This is a genomic window from Lewinella sp., assembly GCF_050633125.1.
Taxonomy (GTDB): domain Bacteria; phylum Bacteroidota; class Bacteroidia; order Chitinophagales; family Saprospiraceae; genus Lewinella.
On the sequence record NZ_JBOEFX010000020.1, the window covers coordinates 38,834 to 59,398 of the forward strand.

Sequence of the window (20,565 nt, forward strand, 5' to 3'; positions counted from 1 at the left end):
TTCAAATTTTAGCAGTCTCCTTAAGTGATAGGCTGACAAAATCAATATAAGATGAAACCATTATTTCGAAATATAATATTAACGCTGGCGGTCTTTGCGGTAGCAAGCTCATGCCAGAAAGAGTTCTTGGAAATTGAACCTGTTGATCGTCTTACCGCCGATGGCTTTTTCAAAAGTGAAGCGGAAATAAAAGCTGCAACAGCTGCTTTGTATGGTTATCCCTGGTTTGACTATAACGATAAGTTTGCCTGGTGTGCAGGTGATGCCATGGCCGGTGACTTATTACATACCTGGGACCAGGAAGGCCAGTTTTTCCTATTCTCTTTTAATTCTGGTAACGCTCACCTGTCCACTGGCTGGAAAGGGTTATTCAGGGTTGTTTCCTACGCCAATTCCATTATCAACGATATGCCTCGCGCAGCGGCAGGTAATGTAGATCAGCGTGTGATTGATGAAGCACTTGGTGAAGCTCGGTTTATCCGTGGAATGGTTTACTACCTTCTTGCTGAATATTGGGGAGAGGTGCCTATTGTTGAAAATTCAACAGCCATTGTGGTAAGCAATGATTTCTTCTTACCGAAGAATACACGTAGTAGTGTACACGAGTTTATTCGTCGTGATTTAGAATTTGCTTCTCAAAATTTGCCAGCATCAGGCACACCCGGAAGAGTGACAAAGTGGTCGGCATTAACCTTGTTGGCGAAACTACACTTGACTATCGCTTCAGATTTGAGCAACCCCAAATCGGCAGAAAATTTCGATTTGGCTAAGCAGTTTTCCCAAGAAGTTATTACTCAAAGTGGTTTGAACTTAATGCCGAATTACGCGGATATTTTCAAGTATGAAAATAACAATAATGAAGAATCATTATTCGCATTACAGTGGATGGAAGGTGCTTATGCACTGGGGAATAGCCGTCAGGCCAACTGGGCCCGAAGCAGCCTCATTACTGGAAACACAGAAGCCTGGGGGGGGGACAAAGGGATGACCTACGATTTCCTTCAGCAGGTAGAAGGAGGAGATAGGCGACAACCAGCTATTTACATGTCGCATGGTGACCATTATCCTGAAATTCGTACCCAAGATGGAGGCTATACCTATTCTATTGTTCATCGTGATCCTAATGATCCGAACACCATTTTGGAAAATGCAGCGCCTACCTTGAATAACTTGAAAAAGTACATTATTGGCAGTAGTGTTGATACCGACGGAGGTGTTTCTACCGGTCAGGCAACACGTATTAACAGCATTTTGGTACGCTTGGCAGAGGCTTATATGGTTTATGCCGAAGCTACCCTTGGTGGGCAAAATGTTACAACAGATCCTACGGCACTAGAGTATTTCAATGCTATTCGTACACGGGCAGGCTTGTTACCAAAGCAAAGCCTGACGTTCCTGGATATCATTAAGGAAAGAAGGATAGAGTTTGCCTTGGAGGGAATCAACTGGTTTGATATCAAGCGCTATTCTTACCGAAGTTCAAGTGAAGCGTTGGCCTACCTTAATGGTATGGAACGCGAGGTTACTTACTACCGTGACACGGGAGAAGGTGCTGCCGATGAAAACACTATAGAAGGTTATATTGAGAACCCTCCAAGTGTTCCTATTTCTATCAATGAATCACAATTTTGGTTACCCATTCCTTCTGCAGAGGTCGTATCTAACCCAATGTTAGGCCCTGATGAACCAGCAGTGGATTACGACTTCAATTAAAAGAGAGCAAAAAAAACCAGGCGGCGAGTTCTGATTACTTAACACCTGGCTTCTTCTTTCTCCATTTGGAAAGCAAAAAAGTCAACAATGAAAATTTTAAATAAATCAACCCTCTTATTTGCATTTTGTCTGATGCTGGTTGCCAACTTTACGACCTCCTGTTCAGAAGACGATATGCCTGGAGCGGTTACCGATGTTGGTAACCCTGAAATATTTTTTATTCGATCGACGGAACCCACCGCAGCTGATTCTCTCTTGACGGGAGCCTTTATGGGTGGGCTGATTGCAATTGTAGGTCAGGATTTACAGCATACTGTTGAAATCTGGTTCAACGATCAACCTGCATCATTGAACCCTGCCTACATTACATCAGAGACCATTCTGGTGAATGTACCTAGTAGTGTGCCCGTAGAAGTGAACGATAAAATGCGATTGGTTTTTGCCAATGGTCAAGAGCTGCTCTACGATTTTAAAATCAACGTTCCGTCTCCGATTGTTACCAAAATAAAGAGCGAATATGTAGCCACCGGGGACATGGCCATCTTGACGGGAGATTTCTTCTTTGAACCCGTAACGGTAACTTTTTCCGGAGGTGTTGAAGCACAGATTGCGAGCCTGGATAAAACACAGTTAGCAGTCATCGTTCCGGAAGGAGTGGAGCCTGGGCCGATTAGTATCAGCACTAATTTTGGCGTTGCTGTTTCTGATTTTCTTTTCCGAGACGACAGAAACGTGGCCTTGAACTATGACGACAGGGTTAGCCGTTCCTGGAATTCACCCATTGGTACCGATTTGGCTAATGGTGGTTTTGCACCATGTGATAATGGCTATACTTACTTTAAAATGCAAGGTGTAGGTGCCTGGCAGTGGGTGAATGAGCTTAACATGTTTTACGATGCAGCCGACGCAGAAACCGGACGTGGCAATATCCCCATTTTTCCAAGCACTGCAAGTGTCAATGATTGGGGGCTTCGTTTTGAAATCAATGTGGCTTTCGATTGGCGTGAAATTCCGCTGGAAATATTTTTCGGGGATTTTGCATCAGGCCCGGCTAATTGTGGCAGGGATGTTCCAGAACCTATGGTGCGCTGGAGCCCTTGGGAAGCTAATGGCCTCTTTGTGACTGATGGCTGGGAGACGGTAACCATTCCGTTGACAGCATTCAATATTGACAAAGATGGAAATCCGGCGGAATTGGACGACTTGTCTCCATATACCAATATGGGCATCATGTTCTTTGGTGATGCATCGAGTACACATGACGTGAATATGGCGATCGATAATGTACGTGTTGTCAAACTATAATTTTAACCAGACTTCTTTTCCTGTCGGATTCAGTCATTGCTTTGGCAGTACTCAAATCCGACAGGATTCCATCAGAATAAATAAAAATTATGAATAAATCATATAACCTGTCAGCACTGGTGTTGCTACTTGTGATGGCGTTGGGAATAAGCCTGTTTAATGGCTGTAAGAAGGACGATGATGAACCAGGTGATGCTAACCGTGTCGTGCTGAGCGCATTTGGCCCTTCACCTGCTTTGCGTGGTGGTGAACTAACGATTATTGGTAAAAACCTCGACCGTGTTTCAGCCGTGGTGTTACCAGAGAATGTAGATGTTACTTCGTTCACGACACATACGCCTACGTTAATAAAATTGACTATTCCGGAAGCTACCCAAGAAGGTAAAATTATCCTGGAATCTACGGATGGTGATATTATTTCTATTAGCGAATTGACCATCTCGGAGCCGATAGAGATTACCTCTTTTAGCCCGGAAACCGTTCGACCTGGCGATCTGGTGACCATTAATGGTGATTACCTGAACCTCATTACCAGCATTGTATTTGGTATAGATCAAGCCTTAGGTGATACTGCTTTTGTGAGCCAGTCTAAAGAGAAAATTGAGATTGTTGTACCAGAGATGGCACAAAGTGCGCCCCTGTTATTGCTGAGTCTGGCAGAAGGAGGAACCATGCCGATTGTTGTGGAAACAGAGACTCCATTACTCGTGACTACACCAGTAGCAACGTCAATGTCACCTAACCCGGTGAAGGCGGGTACATTGCTTACCATCACAGGAACGGACTTGGATTTGACGGAGAAAATTTTATTTCAAGGTGTTGATGATGTAACCGTTTTTGAAAGCCAAAGTGCGACTACTATTGAAGTGATGGTGCCTGACAATACCCATGATGGTACGGTTCATTTAGTACCTGCTTCATTGATACAAGTACCGATTGAAACAGAACTGGAGATGCTCGTGCCTCAGATTACTGGCTTTTCACCGAATCCTGCGAAAAATGGAACAGATATCACTGTTACAGGCCAAGACCTTGATCTCGTTGTGAGCGTTACTTTTGGTGGCGATCAATCGGGCTCCATTCAGGGCGGAGGCTCTGCTACCGAAATTACGGTTAACGTTCCTTTAGGTGCGACCGAAGCGGCCATTACTTTTACTACAAATGCAGACAAGAGCGTAGTTACCGGCAATGTACTAGCGCTTGTTGAGCCTCAAGCGGCAACCGTTAGTCCGGCGAGTGCTGCGTTTGGTGATGAAATTATTATCGAAGGTACCGATATGGACTTGGTTAGCAGCGTCATTTTTAGTGGTGATGTCCAGGTAGATGTGAATAGTGCTATGGCTAACATGGTTTCAGTAGATGTCCCAATCGGAGCAGTTTCGGGGCCATTGACATTAGTTATGCCAAATGGTACGATGATATTGCAAACAGTAGAACTGGAACTTCTGGTGACTACAAATGCGGTGATCACAAGTATGCCGGCAATGGCTGGCCCTGGCGATATGATTTCCATTGTAGGTACAGACCTTGATGAAATCAATGAGGTAATTTTCCCAGGTGATGTTACTGCTACTATGTTTGGGCAGAAGACGTCTACCTTGATTGAAGTTTTCATTCCTTTAGGAACTATGACTGGCGTTGGAAATATCAAGTTCATCACCTTTGAGGGGCAAGAATTCTTTTCTCCGGAAATTAATATTCAGGGCGTAGACCCTGTAGCTGACCCAAGTTTGGTCTTCTTTGATTTTGATGCCCTTGGCTCATGGTGGGGGGATACAGGAGCAGTTGAAAATGACCCTGCTTTATCTTTAGATGGCTCCAGTTATTACAGAGTCAATGCGTCACTTTCCGGTTGGACTGGGGCTTTCTGGCGGAATGGCTCTGATAATTTCCCTGGTGCAGCTATTGGTACCAATGTTGATGATTATGTTTTAAAATTTGATATCAATGTTTTAGAGCCGATTACTGGAGGGGTTTTCCATTGGCGATTAAAAGACGATGGTTCTGAAGGTTTTTGGCATCGTTGGGCGCCGTGGGCAGATTCGGGCTCTTTTAGTACCAATGGTTGGATTACTGTAACCATTCCTTTGAATGAGTTTACCGATGATTACGGATCGGGATCAACGACGATCGCTGACCTTAATAATATTACTTCTGACTTTGGCTTAGCCTTCAATGAAGGCGACTCTCAAGTGAATGTTTGTATTGATAATGTTCGCTTTGAACTTCAATAGAATTAATTAGCATACAAGTTAGGCATGAGTTGCTCTGGATTTTGATGATCATCAAAATTCGGGGTAACTCATGCCCTTGTCGCGCTGAATTATTCGGATAATCACTAAGGAACAGCACGAAAATAAAAAGCGATTTGGCTACGCCGCTACTTCGTGGTCGCTTCGCGTCTACATGCGTGGTTGTTTCCCGTGATAGTTGAATAAGTGCTTCATTTTAAGTGTTTTAACTGTTTGGAAAACTTGAGGAAAATCGCAGTTTATTTTCTGCGCAATACTAATATCATGAGACTGGTTTTTATTCTTTTAATGCTCATCGTCACCAATAGCTTATCGGGTAGTCCCGAGTGTGCAAAGTTGTTGGGTGACGAAAATGACTTCAAGTCAGTTAGCTTATCTGATCCTGATGCTACCCGACAAACGCGGGCACTTTATGCCAACTTGAAAAAGCTGTCAGTTGAGCACATCTTATTCGGCCACCAAGACGCTTTGGCTTATGGGGTGAATTGGAGGAAAGAATCATCAGCTATTCGTTCTGATATCAATGATGTTTGCGGCCAATTCCCTTCTGTTTTCGGATGGGATGTAAGCAAGCTCGGAACCACCGATTACAATATAGACAGCGTCTATTTCAATGATATGCGCAACTTGATTATCGAGGCTTATAAGATGGGAAGTATTAATACCATCAGCTGGCACGCAGATAATTTTGTTACACAGGGAGACTCATGGGATGTTGGCGAAAATGTAGTTGCAGCCATCTTGCCCGGCGGTGTCAAGCATGAAGCTTATAAAGCCAGGCTCGACCTATTAGCTGATTTTTTCAAAAGCCTCCATACAGGTTTTCTTTTCAAGCGTTATGTTCCGGTCGTTTTCAGGCCTTTTCATGAACATACCGGAGGTTGGTTTTGGTGGGGGCAGCCTCACTGTTCGCAAGAAGAATATAAAGCACTGTGGAAATTTACGGTTACCTATCTTCGAGATATCGGTAATGTGCACAATGTACTTTACTGTTATTCTCCCGATATTTTTACAGATAAACTCCACTACTTGGAGTGTTATCCGGGAGATAAATATGTAGACATTCTGGGCTTTGATGATTACCACGATGTAAACCCGCTCAACGACCCTTCTGAACTTACCCGACGGCTAAGAATACTGGTTGATATTGCTGATGAAAAAGACAAAGTAGCAGCATTTACGGAAACAGGGTTGGAGGCGATCCCCGAGGATAATTGGTGGACAGACCGCCTTTTACATTACATTACTGCCGACCCGGTGGCCAGCAGAATTGCCTGGGTGTTGGTTTGGCGAAACGCCCGCCCTACTCATCATTACGCACCTTACCCAGGGCATACCAGTGTGCCTAATTTTCTTGAATTCTGCCAAGACTCCATCATCATGATGGCAGACCAAACTCCTAAACTTTATAAAGCTAAACAAAGGGCTGCTGCACGAAAGAAACAACAAGCGCTCAACCCTTAAATTTTTCTATCTACTTCTCACAACCACTTTAATAAAGTTTCATGAAGTTATCTACCATTGACATAACCATTATTATTGCCTACTTGCTGGCAACTGTAGTCATCGGCTTAGTGCTAAAGAAGCAGGCAGAAAAAAACAAGCAAAGCTATCTGCTGGGAGGAAACTCCATTCCCTGGTATATGCTTGGTTTATCGAATGCCTCGGGGATGTTCGATATATCGGGCACGATGTGGCTAGTGACACTTTTGTTTGTATATGGCCTTAAAAGTGCTTTTATACCCTTCCTTTGGCCCGTTTTTAATCAAATTTTCCTAATGGTTTTCCTCTCCATCTGGCTGCGAAGGTCGAATGTAACAACGGGAGCAGAGTGGATCAATACACGGTTTGGTATAAAGCGAGGCGCTCAAATGTCGCATACTGTGGTCATTGTCTTTGCCATTATTATGGGCCTTGGTTATCTAGCTTATGGCTTTATCGGCATAGGGAAATTCGTAGAGATATTCGTTCCCTGGGAAGTGGTATCTGCTTATGTTCCTTTTGGTGTAAGTGCCGAGTATGTGCCACACTTTTACGGGATTATTTTCACGCTTTTTGCGGTTTTCTATTCCCTTTTGGGGGGGATGCTGAGTATCGTTTGGGCCGATGTGATGCAGTTTGCCTTAATGGCCATTTCCAGTATTGTGGTTGGCGTTATTGCCATGAATGCCTTGGCGGCTAACGAGCTACTGGTACCTGATGGATGGTTGACGCCCTTTTTTGGTAGCCACCTCGATCTGGATTGGTCGACGATTATACCGGAGGTCAATGAAAAGATTAAAAGTGATGGTTACAGTTTATTCTCCCTCTTCTTTATGATGATGATTTTTAAAGGGGTATTGGTCAGTTTAGCTGGCCCCGCTCCTAACTATGATATGCAGAAGATTCTGTCTACCAAATCTCCGCGTGAAGCCGCCTTAATGAGTGGATCGGTTAGCCTTATTTTGATGCCTATCCGCTATGTAATGATTGCTGGCTTTGGGGTGCTAGGTTTAATTTATTTCAATCGCCTGGATTTGATGGTGGGCGGCAATATTGACTTTGAACAAATTCTGCCTTCGGCCATCAGTGAGTTTATCCCAATAGGCTTTTTGGGTTTATTACTGGCGGGCTTGCTAGCGGCTTTTATGTCTACTTTTGCGGGCACGCTCAACGCTACCCAGGCTTACATTGTCAATGATATTTACCTCAAATACATCCGGCCTGATGCAGAGAATAGCCGCATTAAGTTTGTCAATTACGGCGCGGGATTAATCATGGTTGCTATCAGCATAGTGCTGGGTTTTTTCGCCAAGGATGTCAATGATCTTCTTCAATGGATTGTTTCCGGGCTTTATGGCAGTTATGTGGCCGCTAACTTACTCAAGTGGTACTGGTGGCGATTTAATGGCAATGGTTTCTTTTGGGGGATGATTGGCGGACTGGTGCCGGCACTTTCATTCCGGTTTATTTTCGATGGTGTATTAGATTTATACACGTTTCCGCTGATGTTGCTCATCTCTGTCATTGGTTGTGTGGCAGGTACTTACACTGCGCCAGCAACGGATGAAGAAACGTTAAAGAAGTTTTACAAAAATGTCAGACCATGGGGTTTTTGGAAGCCTATCCGTGAAAAAGTCATGGCGGAAGACCCCACTTTTGAACCCAACAAGGACTTGAAGAAGGACGCTTTCAATGTTGTGGTTGGGGTGATTTGGCAAACTTCACTAGTGATTTTTCCTATCTACCTTGTTTTGCTTCAGCTTGTACCAACGCTGATTGCGCTCGGCATTGCAGTTGTTTGCACGCTGATTCTCAAGAAGACTTGGTACGATAAATTGCCGGTGGATAGGATTTAAATTTTAAAATGAATTCCACTTTATAATGATAGCATTTGATCAAAAAATACGTCAACTTTTTGCTAGCCAAGCACAGCTGTTAAGCCGTGTCAATGAGCCTCTAGCGGATAGCAATGGGATTTACCAACGCTGGAAATACCCTGTTGTTACCGCCAGCCATGTGCCAGTTTATTGGCGATACGACCTTGACGAAAAGTCCAATCCTTTACTGCTGGAACGACAAGGGATTAACGCCACTTTTAACGCTGGCGCAATGCTGTGGAAGGGCAAGTTCCTGTTGGTGGTTCGGGTAGAAGGCAATGATCGTAAGTCGTTTTTTGCCATAGCTGAAAGCCCTAATGGTATAGATAACTTTCGCTTTTGGGATTATCCGGTCACGATGCCGGAAGTAGCAGACCCCGACACCAATGTGTATGATATGCGTTTGGTGCAGCATGAAGATGGTTGGATTTACGGCCTTTTTTGTTCAGAGCGTAAAGATTTGAGTAATCCGGATACTTCGGCGGCAGTAGCCAGTTGTGGTATTTCCCGCACCAAGGATTTGGTCAACTGGGAGCGTCTGCCGGATTTGATTAGCCATGCTGGTCAGCAGCGCAATGTGGTTTTACACCCGGAATTTGTGAGTGGTAAATACGCCCTTTATACGCGCCCGCAAGACGGATTTATTGAGGTAGGTGGTGGCGGCGGTATCGGCTGGGGACTGACCGACAGTATGGAACATGCCGAAGTGCCTCAGGAGACCATTGTCGATGGAAAAATCTATCATACCATCAAAGAATTGAAAAACGGGCAAGGGCCGGCACCTATCAAAACCAGTAAAGGATGGTTGCATTTAGCACACGGTGTAAGGAATACTGCTGCGGGCTTGCGCTACGTCTTGTATATGTTTATGACTAGCCTGGAGAAACCTTGGGAAGTAACCCATGCGCCAGCAGGCCATTTTATAGCACCAGCAGGCGAAGAACGCATTGGAGATGTGAGCAATGTTGTATTTAGCAATGGCTGGATAGCCAAGGATAACGGAGAAGTATTTATTTACTACGGTTCTTCCGATACCAGAATGCATGTGGCTACGACGACAGTAGACCGCCTGATTGACTATGTGTGCAATACACCCGAAGATGGCTTGCGTTCGGCAGCAAGTGTCAAAGAAAGGTGCAAGCTCATTAGCGGTAATTTGGAGATCATAAAGAGTTTGAGATTATGAACAAAGCACCCTCTTCTTTTGCATCGTTCAGTTCAATCAGCTTGCAACTCAAGGTAGAGTTTCAGGAAGAGCTATACCGTATTTTGAATTGGTGGATAAAGTATATGCCTGATCAAGAGTATGGTGGGTTTATTGGGCGGGTAGATGGATTTGGAAAGGCATTTCCTACAGCAGACAAGGGGGTTATCTTGAATACACGGTTGCTTTGGACATTTTCTACAGCTGCAGAATATACCAAGGATGTCATCCAGCGGAATATGGCGCACCGTGCGTATGAATACATTTGTACATTCTTTTGGGACGAGCTTGAAGGAGGTGTCTTTTGGATGCTCGACCACAAGGGGAATCCTATCGACGGGCAAAAACAAATTTATGCGCAAGCTTTTGCCATTTATGCCTTTTCTGCATATTACAAACTAACGGGCAACAAGGATGCTTTGGATAAAGCTACGGAGTTGTTTTGGCTCATCGAGCGATACAGTTTGGATACCACCAGCAATGGCTATTTAAGTGCTTTCGCACGAAACTGGACACCAATGAGTGATATTCGCCTCAGCGCAAAAGACGAAAATGAGGCGAAAATTATGAACACTCATTTACACGTTTTGGAGGCGTATGCCAGTTTTTACCAAGTACATCCGTTTATGGCGTTAGGCGATGCTCTCGAAAATTGCCTGGCTATTTTTGAAAAGAAGTTTTTTCAAAAAGAAAGTAGAAGTCTTCAGATATATTTTGATGAGAATTGGAATCCTAAGGGAGATCATATCTCTTATGGTCATAATATTGAGGCCAGTTGGCTACTACAGGAGGCTGCCGAGATACTTGGAAGAGCGGAAACTATCAAGCGTATAGCTCCTATTTGCAAGGTTATGGCAGAAGCGGTCTACGAAGAAGCGCTGGAAGGCAGTGGTGCTATCAACTACGAAGCGACCCCCGAGAGCGGTATTATCGATTATGATCGGCATTGGTGGGTGCAGGCAGAAGGGGTAATTGGTTTCTGGAACGCCTTTGAGTGTACCAATGACCCCGCTTATGTAGAGGCCAGTGTTAATGCCTGGACGTTTATCAAGCAGCAAATACTGGACAAGGATCAGGGAGAGTGGCATTGGCGGGTGGATAAGAAAGGGGAGGTTGTTTTCTCAGAAAACAAAGCTGGCCCGTGGAAAGCTCCCTATCATAATGTTCGAATGTGTATTGAAATGCTTAATCGCTTGGCCAGCTAATGCCAATCAGCTAACTTTAAAACCAATCAAGTTATCTAATGTCGCTAAATTTCCTTTGATGTCGCAACGTTTTTTGGGGCCGATAGCTGTACTTCTTGTATGTTTCCTATCGCCATTTTTCAGTTATGCTCAATATCATAAACACGACTTGCGTTTCACCAGGCTTACGGATGAAATAGGCTTTTTTAATACGGGTATCAATGATATTCTTGAAGATAGAAAAGGCTTCGTTTGGGTTGCTTCCTGGTCTGGATTAGCAAGACACGATGGCTATAAAGTTGAGCTGTTTCGGCAGCAGCCTGGTAATGTAAATGGCCTGAAAAGCAGTAAAATAACGACCCTTTTTGAGGACAGCAAAGGTAACCTATGGATAGGCAGTAGCTATACAGGGTTTTATCGCTTTGACAGGGAACGCGAGGCATTTGAGCAGTATGCCAACGACCCCAATGATATGAATAGCCTAAGCAATAATAATGTTTCGTCTATTATTGAAGACGAGGCTGGTATGCTTTGGATTGGTACCGAGCAGGGGCTCAATCGCTTTGATCCTACGACAAAGCAATTTCTACATTATAAGCATGACCCCAGTGACCGGCGTAGCCTGAGCCACAATTTTGTGTATTCTATTGCTCAAACAGCCGACGGTTCTCTGTGGGTGGGAACGGAAGAAGGGCTCAATCGCTTGGTTGAAAAGGATGGCAAGGAATATTTTGTCCAGTATGATTTAGCACCTCCTTCCTTGTCGAATGATATTTATTTGGCCCACAATTTTATCTATAGGCTCATACCTTCAGAATACCACCCGAATACGATTTGGGCATGTACAAGTGTCGGCTTAAAGAAGATTCAATTCAGTGAGGATTTTCAGGAAGGTATTGAAACAACGATCTATGATAACAATATCGACAGCTCTTCGGGGTTAAGCCATCCCCATGTTCGCGATTTGCTGGAGGAAAGTGCCGAGAGTATCTGGATCGCAACCATGAATGGTTTGAATAATTTGAATTTAAAAACAGGGGCCAATCGTCAATTTTGGGCACAACCTAATACACCTGATCAGCTGAGCAGTAATTTGATCCACTGCATATCTAGTGATAGGTTGGGGAATATTTGGCTGGGATTAGACAAAGGTGTTAATCGGATAAATTTAGCAGAGTCATGTTTTTATGGGGTCTATCTCCAATCATCAGAACAGGCCAACAATGGTAGCGTAAGTTCTCTTGTAAGGAATGAAGCAAAAGACGGACTGTGGGTTAGCACCAAGGGGGAGGGCTTATTCTATTTACCGCTTTTGCGAGGGAAGGAAGAGTATCAAATTGCACAGAATTATCGCTTTTCGGCGCAAAAAATGGGCGAACTATCTGATTTTATCTCTGAGCTATTGATCGATCAGCAAGGTTGGCTTTGGGTGGCAACCGATGGCGCTGGTGTTTTTAAGATCAAAGAAAATGCAATAGGTACTACCGGCCGATGGCTCACAAACTTTGAGCAATTCACCAAAAGTGATTACCTCCGTGACGATTATGTACAATCGATACTAGAAACACAAGATGGTAACATCTGGATTGGTTATTGGGACCAGAGCCTTACCAAATACTCGCCAACAGAAGGCACTTTTAAACATTTTGACACGAGTAAAGATTTATCGATCAATTTCAAAGAATACCCCATCGTTCACCTGGCGGAAGAAGTGAAAGACGATCATACTTTTTTGTGGGTAGGTACAAGGGGAGACGGTGTCTACAAGCTTCGTTATCAAGCAGAAAGTGAGGAGTTGGAGTTGATTGAGCATTTCAACTATAGTGATGCAAGAGAAGGAAGTATTAGCAATAATTTTATCAATGATCTCTTTATCGACTCTCAAGGGAAGATTTGGATAGGTACGGACAGTGGCCTCAACTTGCTAAAGTCAGATACTGACCAGTTTTCTGTCTTCTTTGAGGAACATGGATTGCAGAACAATACGATCCAGTCTATACTCGAAGACGAAAGCGGTAAAATATGGGTGAGCACGCATAAGGGGGTTTCCTCTCTTGCGTTTACAAAAGAAGGCTTGGAGGTCAAAAACTATGATCGTACGAATGGCTTGCTGGATAACTATTTCAATGACGAATCTGCTATTCTAACGCCCGATGGTTCTTTGGTTTACGGGGGGGTAAATGGCATCTCAATCATAGAACCCAGCCACATTTTTGCTGATACTTATGCACCGAAGATTTCCATATCAAGGCTCTTTTTATCCAACCAGTCTGTCCCGATTGGACCAATGAAAGATGGCCGGACAATTTTGGAAAAGAGTATTTCAGAAACCAGTCATTTGGTGCTTCGGCATAGCGATAATATGCTGTCCTTTGAGTATACAGGGCTTTATTTCGGAGCTTCTTCTAGTTTGAGCTATGCCTATAAGCTGGATGGATTCGATACTGATTGGGTCTATAAGGATGCTGCTTCCCGAACAGCACATTACACAAATTTGCCGCACGGTAATTACACTTTTTTAGTAAAAGTTGCCAGTAAAGAAGGAATATGGAGTGAGCCTGCCCAGATAGAGGTGACCATTACACCTCCTTTTTGGTTGACTTGGTGGGCTTATATCCTTTATGTACTGCTTTTTGCAGGGTTGGCCTACACTGTATATAGGACAATCAAACTGCGCTCGGACCTACAGCATAGCCTCTTGTTGGAACGATTGGAAAGTGATAAACTGAAAGAAATTAATCAGCTAAAGTTGCAATTTTTTACCAATATTTCTCATGAGTTGCGCACACCACTTACATTGATTATCAGTCCGTTGGAAGATTTGCTGGAAGGCTCTTTTGAGAATGCTGAACGGCATCGCTTATTTACGCGTATGCACTTCAATGCAAACCGGTTGCTGTCTATGATCAATCAGCTTTTGGATATTCGTAAGAGCGAAGCGGGCCTTTTGAAACTGAGGGTGACTCAAGGCAATATTGTCATCTTTGTTAGAGAGATATGGGATTCCTTTAGGAATTTGGCGACTCAGCGGAAAATAGATTTCAATTTTCATACAGAAGAACAGGAAATACTTGCCTGGTTTGATTATGATCAACTGGAAAAAGTCCTCTTTAATCTGCTTTCCAATGCGTTTAAGTTTACGCAGGATGGCGGCCGCATCAGCATAAATATTACGCAAGAGCACGCGAATGAAGAAATATGTATTAAAGTAGAAGACGAAGGCATAGGTATTCCCGAAAATCAAGTTGAGAACATCTTTGATCGCTTTTACCAGGTGGAGCAATCCCGAAAATGGGCTCGTAAAAGTGGTACGGGTATCGGGCTTTCGTTAGCTAAAACAATTATAGAAAAGCACAATGGGCGTATAACTGTTCAGAGTAAAGAAGAGGTAGGAACTGCTTTTTTTATTTTTCTGAAAACAGGAAGCACCCATTTTGCCCCTGCCGAAATTTTATCAGGAAGTGCATCTGATGAACTCGCCAGTACTTTTGTAGTGTCAGATATGGGAAGTGCTGAAGCTTCAATAGAGCCCGTTGAGGTAATAGAAAATGAGGTAGATTTCGATGATGAATTTCCTACAATCTTGATTGTGGAAGACAATGCTGACATCCGAAGCTACCTGAGGTCCAATCTCCAGGCCGATTATAATATCATAGAAGCAGCTGATGGTATAGAAGGTATGAACCTAGCACTGGCCAACCCCCCAACACTCATTCTTGCCGATATTGCTATGCCAAAAATGGATGGTATAGAGCTCTGTTCGGCCATAAAAACGAACCCCATAACCAGTCATATTCCTTTTGTGCTATTGACGGCCCGCACCTCTCTGGTATTTAAAATAGAGAGCTTGACCTATGGCGCGGACGACTACATCACCAAGCCGTTTAATATGAGGTTGCTATCGGCTCGGATCAAAAACCTAATTGATGGGAGAAAGGCATTACGGCAGCGTTATTCAAAATCAATAGACCTGCATCCTTCCGAAATAAGCGTCAATTCTTTGGATGATGAGCTGATCAGCCAACTCAAAAAAGTAATAGAAGACCACATTGATGACGGTGATTTTTCTGTCGATCAATTAGCTTCCTCTTTGAACATGAGCCGTATGCAACTTTATCGAAAGTTGAAAGCCATTATTGGCAAATCGCCCATCCAGCTTATTCGCGGATTTCGACTTCAACGAGCGGCACAATTACTCAAAACAGGCCAGTATAATGTTGCAGATGTAACCTACATGGTTGGCTATGTAGACCTTCGGTCGTTTCGGAAACAGTTTAAAAAAGAATTTGGGGTAAGCCCGTCAAGCTATCCGGAAGACGACGATTCCAATGACTTGGATTAATTATCTAAAAAGACAAATAAAATGAAAATCAACTTTTTCTTCCTGGCATTATTACTGTTTTGTGAACTGATGCCAATATCTGCCCAAACTGCTACTGTTGATATTACAGAGCGTGCCGATTGGTGGAATGTACAATGGATTGCCGATTACGAAGCAAGTGCTGATCTTACGCCATTGCCTTTTATAAAAGTAGAGGGAAACCACTTTGTTGACGAAAACGGAGCAACCGTTATTTTTCGCGGCTTATCAATCTCTGATCCGGATAAGATCGAGAAAGATGGCCACTGGGGAAAAGCTCATTTTGAAGCCATCAAAAGCTGGGGTGTCAACTTGGTTCGGCTACCTGTTCATCCGGTTTCCGTTCATCAACGTGGCTTGGAAAACTATATAAAACTGCTAGATGATGCCGTACGGTGGTGTACCGAATTGGGCATGTATGTGATCGTCGATTGGCACAGCATTGGCAACCTGAAAATGGAAATGTTTCAGCATCCGATGTATCGGACCACTAAAGCCGAGACCTATGAGTTTTGGAAGGTTATCGCTAGGCATTATAAAGGTGTACCTACCGTTGCTTTTTACGAAGTATACAATGAGCCTACCGTTTTTGATGGAACGTTGGGGCATTGCAGTTGGATGGAATGGAAAACCTTGGTAGAGGATATCATCGATATCATTTACGCTCACGACGAAGCCGTTATTCCATTGGTTGGCGGGTTTGACTGGGCCTATGATTTACGCGATATTCGTTTCAATCCTATCGCCCGGCCAGGGATTGCTTATGTGACCCACCCTTACCCAGGTAAATGTGACCCACCACGCGAAGCACACTGGGAAGAGCACTTTGGGTTTTTAGCCGAAGATTATCCCATTGTAGCTACCGAGCTGGGCTATTACTTTGAAGGAGAGCATCACTTGATCGAAGACGGTGAGTACCGAGAAGCCATCATGGCTTACTTTGCAGAAAAAGGCATCTCCTGGTGTGCTTGGGTTTTCGATCCCAATTGGCATCCACAACTCATCAAAAACTACCAATATGAGCCTACTCATTCCGGGGAGTTCTTTAGAGGGGTGATGCTGGAGTTGAATAAGTAGTAATATAAGTCGTCCCAAATTTTAGTCTTAGTCAAAATTTGGGACGACTTATGCTCAATGAATAATAAGCTGCCTTGTCTGCACTTGAGTATCCGTCTTCAAGACGAGTTCAAATATTCCCACCCCAAAATTTAGGGGAATGGCCATGTTGCGTTCTGTCATTTCTTTTTGAATGACTAGTTGCCCGTTAGGCGAATAAAGCAATATTTGTATAGGGCTTTCTGTCGTTTTTTCTAGCCTGAGAAGGTCAGTAGCTGGATTTGGATAAACCTTAACACCAATGGAAGCACCAGGGGAGGTAAGGTCAGTCGTTAGGTCGTTGCCGATTTTTATCACTTCCAAGTTGTTGTTTAGTGCTATGGTATCCACAATAACCTCATCGCCGCAGTCTATCGTTATCTTGTATTTTCCTTTAAAGCCGCGAAGGCCATAAGTTCCTTGATCGTTGGTGGCCCCCGACTGCTCGGTCCACCATTCGTCGAATACCATGTCAATGAAGGTTTGCCCGGCGGGTTTTATACTCCAGTCTTCGTAGAACATAGGGGCATTGTTATGCCAATGCGCACCGTCCCAAAATCCCCACATGAGGAAACCGTCGGTGCTGGGGTGGCTAAAAATAATGGTCAGGAAGTCGCGGAGGTAAGTCGCTGCCAAGTCGTCGCTGACAGCCTCGTTGGTGTCGTACTCTGTGATTTTTGCGGTTGTGCCAAAAGTAGTGTAGAAATCGTCCAAGATGCCATAAACATCATAGATAGAAGTAGGGAATCCTCCAATGTGAGCCTGGAAGCCAATGCCATCCAACTGCACACCGGCGTCTACTAATTCTTGTGCAAATTGCTTTTTAAGGTCGTAATTACCTCCACCAGTGTTGGCCTGACTGATTGTTACGTAGTCGTTGATGTAGGTTTTCGTATCAGGATCAAATTGCTCCAATTGATTGAAAATATCAACATAAATTTCTCTACCTGTCGGGTAGCCGGGTTGCCCTTGAAAGGCGTACTCCAAATCGCGATTGGTGGTAATTTCATTCAATACATCCCATTCCGGAATGTTGCCAGCAAGGCCGGGGTAGGTGGTTATTTCTTCAATATGGTCATTGAGTCGTTGCTGGATATAAGGGAGGTTGTTTTGGTTGGCTTCCAGATCAGGGGGGAGGTTGGACCAGCCTGGCCAAACAAGGTTGTGTCCTCTGAGTTTTATGTCTCTATCCACAAGCCATTGTACGGCATTCACTGTTTGGGCAGGCGTAGTGATCCAGTTTTGTTCCCAGCTAGGCCATTTTATTGCGTTTTCAAAAACAACACAATTGAAACCATGCCCTTCTCCATCCAAGTTGGTGAGTTTATCAGCGTAGGTATCATTATGGCTGTTGTTATTGGCAAATAGCCGTGTGACAATCGCAGAGCCAAAGCCATATTGATGCTGCAACATCTCTACGCTTATCTGAGCGCCCGAAATAGGGGTGCCATCTTCTTCTAGCACACGAATAGTAAGGTCTGCTTTCCGGAGGCTTTCAATACGGTCAGCAGCTTCCGACCGCCAGGGAGCATCCTCTTCCCAGCCACCATACTGGTCATTGTTTACTTGGTTGGGTAAGTCTTCTACCCCTACGGAAGTACCATAATCCAAAACAGCCATGCCTCCAACTTCGATGATCTGTTCCTGCCACGCCAGGTGCATACCAAAGTTTATATCACCGGGCTGATAGGTTTGTTCAGCATCAAAAGGAATGAAGTATTGGGTCCATTGGCCGGAAAGATCAAAGGTCAGGTAAACTTCCTTTTCATAAGTAGAGGAATTTTCAGCAAAGAGACTTACCTGTCCATCAGGCCCACTGTTACTTTGTGCCCGCAACCAAACAACCATGAGGGCTGAACTGCCAGCCTGTATCGTTTGTGTGTTTCCTATACTGTAACCAGCATCCCACTGGTTGGCTCCAGCAGCGTTAACTGTAATACTGGTCTTTTGTGAAAAAAACTGATCACTAATTGGGGATGTGTTTTCGCTAACATTTCCATAAGCAGAGGCAGCCGCTATGGTGCTAGCTTCAGTGTTAGGGATCGCCCAATTTCCAGAGGGAAGATTGTATTCACTTTGTAATTCTGCTTGTAAGTTTAAGTGGTAATCATCTTGCCCTTGTGTGATTGTTGAAAGAAAGAGCAGTGTGATTCCAAAAAGCAATGGGTGTCTCATGAGGTTCTCTTTTGTTGTAGTCTTCCAAGTCAGAATTCACAAATATTGGGCTGGCAGACTATAGGTTCTTTATTGAAGTGCGTAGTATCATTAAAGATAATTTAATTCTACGCGGATAAACCAAAATTACAGCGCAAGGCAGAGCGTGCAGTGTGGTGAAACGCCCAAATTAGGGGGGTGTTTGATACTATTTTCTTAGAATGCACAAAGAATCCTTCCGATTGCCTTATATTTCTCAACAACCACTGAGCACATGAAACTTCGGGCTTCTTTGTATCTGGTACTCCTTGTTTTCCTTTTTGTGGGAAAGAGCGTTTTAATAGGCCAATGCTGGGAGCTGAATACCAGCGGAGAGTTTGTTAAGCCAGGGGATAATGAAATTGTTTTTACTCCTCAAGGCGAGGAAGGTGGTTCCAAGCTGTCGTGGGGGATACAACAAGACAGCACGCTGGTTGCATTAGGTGGCCAGGTAGTATGGACAGATCAGGATGGTAAAGAGGCTGTTCCGCTTTTGGAACAAAAAACTGTTGACTTGGAGAATGGAATCGTTCAGGCGATTTTTTCTTTTAATGATTTATCGATTGATTTAAAAATACAACTCGAAGCTACGCAGCAAGGCATCTTAATGACGGTTTTCTGTGACGAGCCATTGCCTTCTACGCTACGTAATGAAATGGCATTGCGACTTTCCCTCAAGCCGGCGTCTTTTTTAGAAACTGCTTTTAGCGCGGATCAAATAGCGGGTGTTTTTCCACTGTATCCTTCACCGGAATACAGTGTGTGGCCGGACGGAAGACAATGGTTATTACCACTGGCAGGAGGCCGGTCTTTTACTTTTGTAGGAAAGAAATACACCTTGGGGATCAAAGCGTTGGCAGGAGGGTTGTCGCTAGAAGATCGCCGCGAAAGTTGGTCGGCAGGTTTCTTTAATTTGTTTACGCTTTTGCCTATAGGCAAAACGGGGAAGCTGGCCGAATGGGAAATAGAAGTAAGTAGTACCCGCTCGGAAATAATGTCAGACGATATTCTATTTGTTCAGACGGGTTATCATGCGCGCCAAGCCAAATTTGCCATTCTACCTGATGGCGAACGGCGGCAAGTTTATGCCAAGTTGCTAAAGATGAATATCGGCGGAGAATTCAGCCCAGTCTTTACTGGCCCTGTCATTGCGGTAAACACCCTGGGCAGGCAGCAATTGCGATTTGATTTTTCACCAATTCAAGAAGAAGGCCTTTATGTGATACAATATGGCGAGCAGCATTCAAAACCAATAATTATTAGTGAATGGGTCTATGAGCAGCTAGGGAAAAACCTCTTGTCGGAATGGCTAACACAGAATGCTAAGATGGCCATAGAGCATGCGACAGGGGAGGAACAACACCAGGAGCATGGTACCTTGGATTGGAATGAAATAGAACCAAACTTTGACCGACACATAGAAGTGCTTTCCAGTACTTATGCTGAGTTGTCAAAAAAAGATCAGAATACTTTTCGGCGGTTAGCGGCAAGGTGGAGCAAAGAACACAGCCAGCAAGGAGGTCATTTGTCGCTGATTCCACCCATGGAGGTAAATTATGAAGTGCTTTTGAGCAATGCCTTAAACTGTTGGTTTTTGCACCAGGTTTTTCCTGAACTCGTTGATGTAGGACTGGTTTTTAGTAGCTTAGACTATATTCATGGCCTACACGCAGACGGCGGTAGGTCATTGGTTGCTGGTGTAGGCCAGCAGAGTTGCTATCTCAATGATAATTTGCCGATGCCAGTAAAAGGTAGCTTTTGGCAAGCACCCCAATTGACAAACAAAGAGGATTTTGATTCAAAGAGCAACCTGCTGATGGGGAGTTACTTACAGCTTCTCTATGTTGCGCGGAACTCGCTTAATCCTAGAGAAAAAAGGAAGGGTTACTAATTGCATTTT

The 20,565-nt window shown here is 44.0% G+C and carries 11 protein-coding genes; 10 read left to right on the forward strand and 1 reads right to left on the reverse strand.

The window, feature by feature from the left end:
- Positions 1-51 precede the first annotated feature (51 nt).
- From ACRBG0_RS05105 to ACRBG0_RS05145, 9 genes are all read left to right on the forward strand, one after another.
- The gene (locus ACRBG0_RS05105) at positions 52-1,713 is read left to right on the forward strand and encodes a RagB/SusD family nutrient uptake outer membrane protein (RefSeq protein WP_431485824.1); all 1,662 of its coding nucleotides are present in this window, start codon (positions 52-54) and stop codon (positions 1,711-1,713) included.
- Positions 1,714-1,800: 87 nt separating this feature from the next.
- Positions 1,801-3,018 carry a glycan-binding surface protein gene (locus tag ACRBG0_RS05110; protein WP_431485825.1) on the forward strand — a complete coding sequence of 406 codons (1,218 nt, stop codon included), beginning with the start codon at positions 1,801-1,803 and terminating at the stop codon, positions 3,016-3,018.
- An 89-nt stretch (positions 3,019-3,107) separates the two neighbouring features.
- A complete protein-coding gene (locus ACRBG0_RS05115; protein ID WP_431485826.1) occupies positions 3,108-5,252 on the forward strand; it encodes a glycan-binding surface protein in 2,145 nt (714 codons plus the stop codon).
- A gap of 282 nt (positions 5,253-5,534) precedes the next feature.
- Positions 5,535-6,734, forward strand: coding sequence for a glycoside hydrolase family 26 protein (locus ACRBG0_RS05120; protein WP_431485827.1), 1,200 nt, complete (start codon positions 5,535-5,537; stop codon positions 6,732-6,734).
- 41 nt (positions 6,735-6,775) lie between these two features.
- Positions 6,776-8,608, forward strand: a complete 1,833-nt coding sequence (locus ACRBG0_RS05125) for a sodium:solute symporter family protein (RefSeq protein WP_431485828.1) — start codon at positions 6,776-6,778, stop codon at positions 8,606-8,608.
- 25 nt (positions 8,609-8,633) lie between these two features.
- Complete coding sequence (locus ACRBG0_RS05130; protein WP_431485829.1) at positions 8,634-9,815, forward strand: glycoside hydrolase family 130 protein; 1,182 nt, start codon at positions 8,634-8,636, stop codon at positions 9,813-9,815.
- Positions 9,812-11,038 carry an AGE family epimerase/isomerase gene (locus ACRBG0_RS05135; RefSeq protein ID WP_431485830.1) on the forward strand — a complete coding sequence of 409 codons (1,227 nt, stop codon included), beginning with the start codon at positions 9,812-9,814 and terminating at the stop codon, positions 11,036-11,038. The genes ACRBG0_RS05130 and ACRBG0_RS05135 overlap by 4 nt, the downstream gene beginning before the upstream one ends.
- A 58-nt stretch (positions 11,039-11,096) precedes the next feature.
- Positions 11,097-15,359: a hybrid sensor histidine kinase/response regulator transcription factor gene (locus tag ACRBG0_RS05140; protein WP_431485831.1), complete on the forward strand. Its 4,263-nt coding sequence runs from the start codon at positions 11,097-11,099 to the stop codon at positions 15,357-15,359.
- A gap of 21 nt (positions 15,360-15,380) precedes the next feature.
- A complete protein-coding gene (locus tag ACRBG0_RS05145) occupies positions 15,381-16,454 on the forward strand; it encodes a glycoside hydrolase family 5 protein (RefSeq protein ID WP_431485832.1) in 1,074 nt (357 codons plus the stop codon).
- Positions 16,455-16,508: 54 nt separating this feature from the next.
- Here the strand turns inward: ACRBG0_RS05145 and ACRBG0_RS05150 are convergent, their stop codons facing one another.
- Complete coding sequence (locus ACRBG0_RS05150) at positions 16,509-18,647, reverse strand: endo-1,4-beta-xylanase (RefSeq protein ID WP_431485833.1); 2,139 nt, start codon at positions 18,645-18,647, stop codon at positions 16,509-16,511.
- Positions 18,648-18,900: 253 nt separating this feature from the next.
- Between ACRBG0_RS05150 and ACRBG0_RS05155 the strand changes: the two genes are divergently transcribed.
- Positions 18,901-20,556, forward strand: coding sequence for a hypothetical protein (locus ACRBG0_RS05155; RefSeq protein WP_431485834.1), 1,656 nt, complete (start codon positions 18,901-18,903; stop codon positions 20,554-20,556).
- Positions 20,557-20,565: the final 9 nt, after the last annotated feature.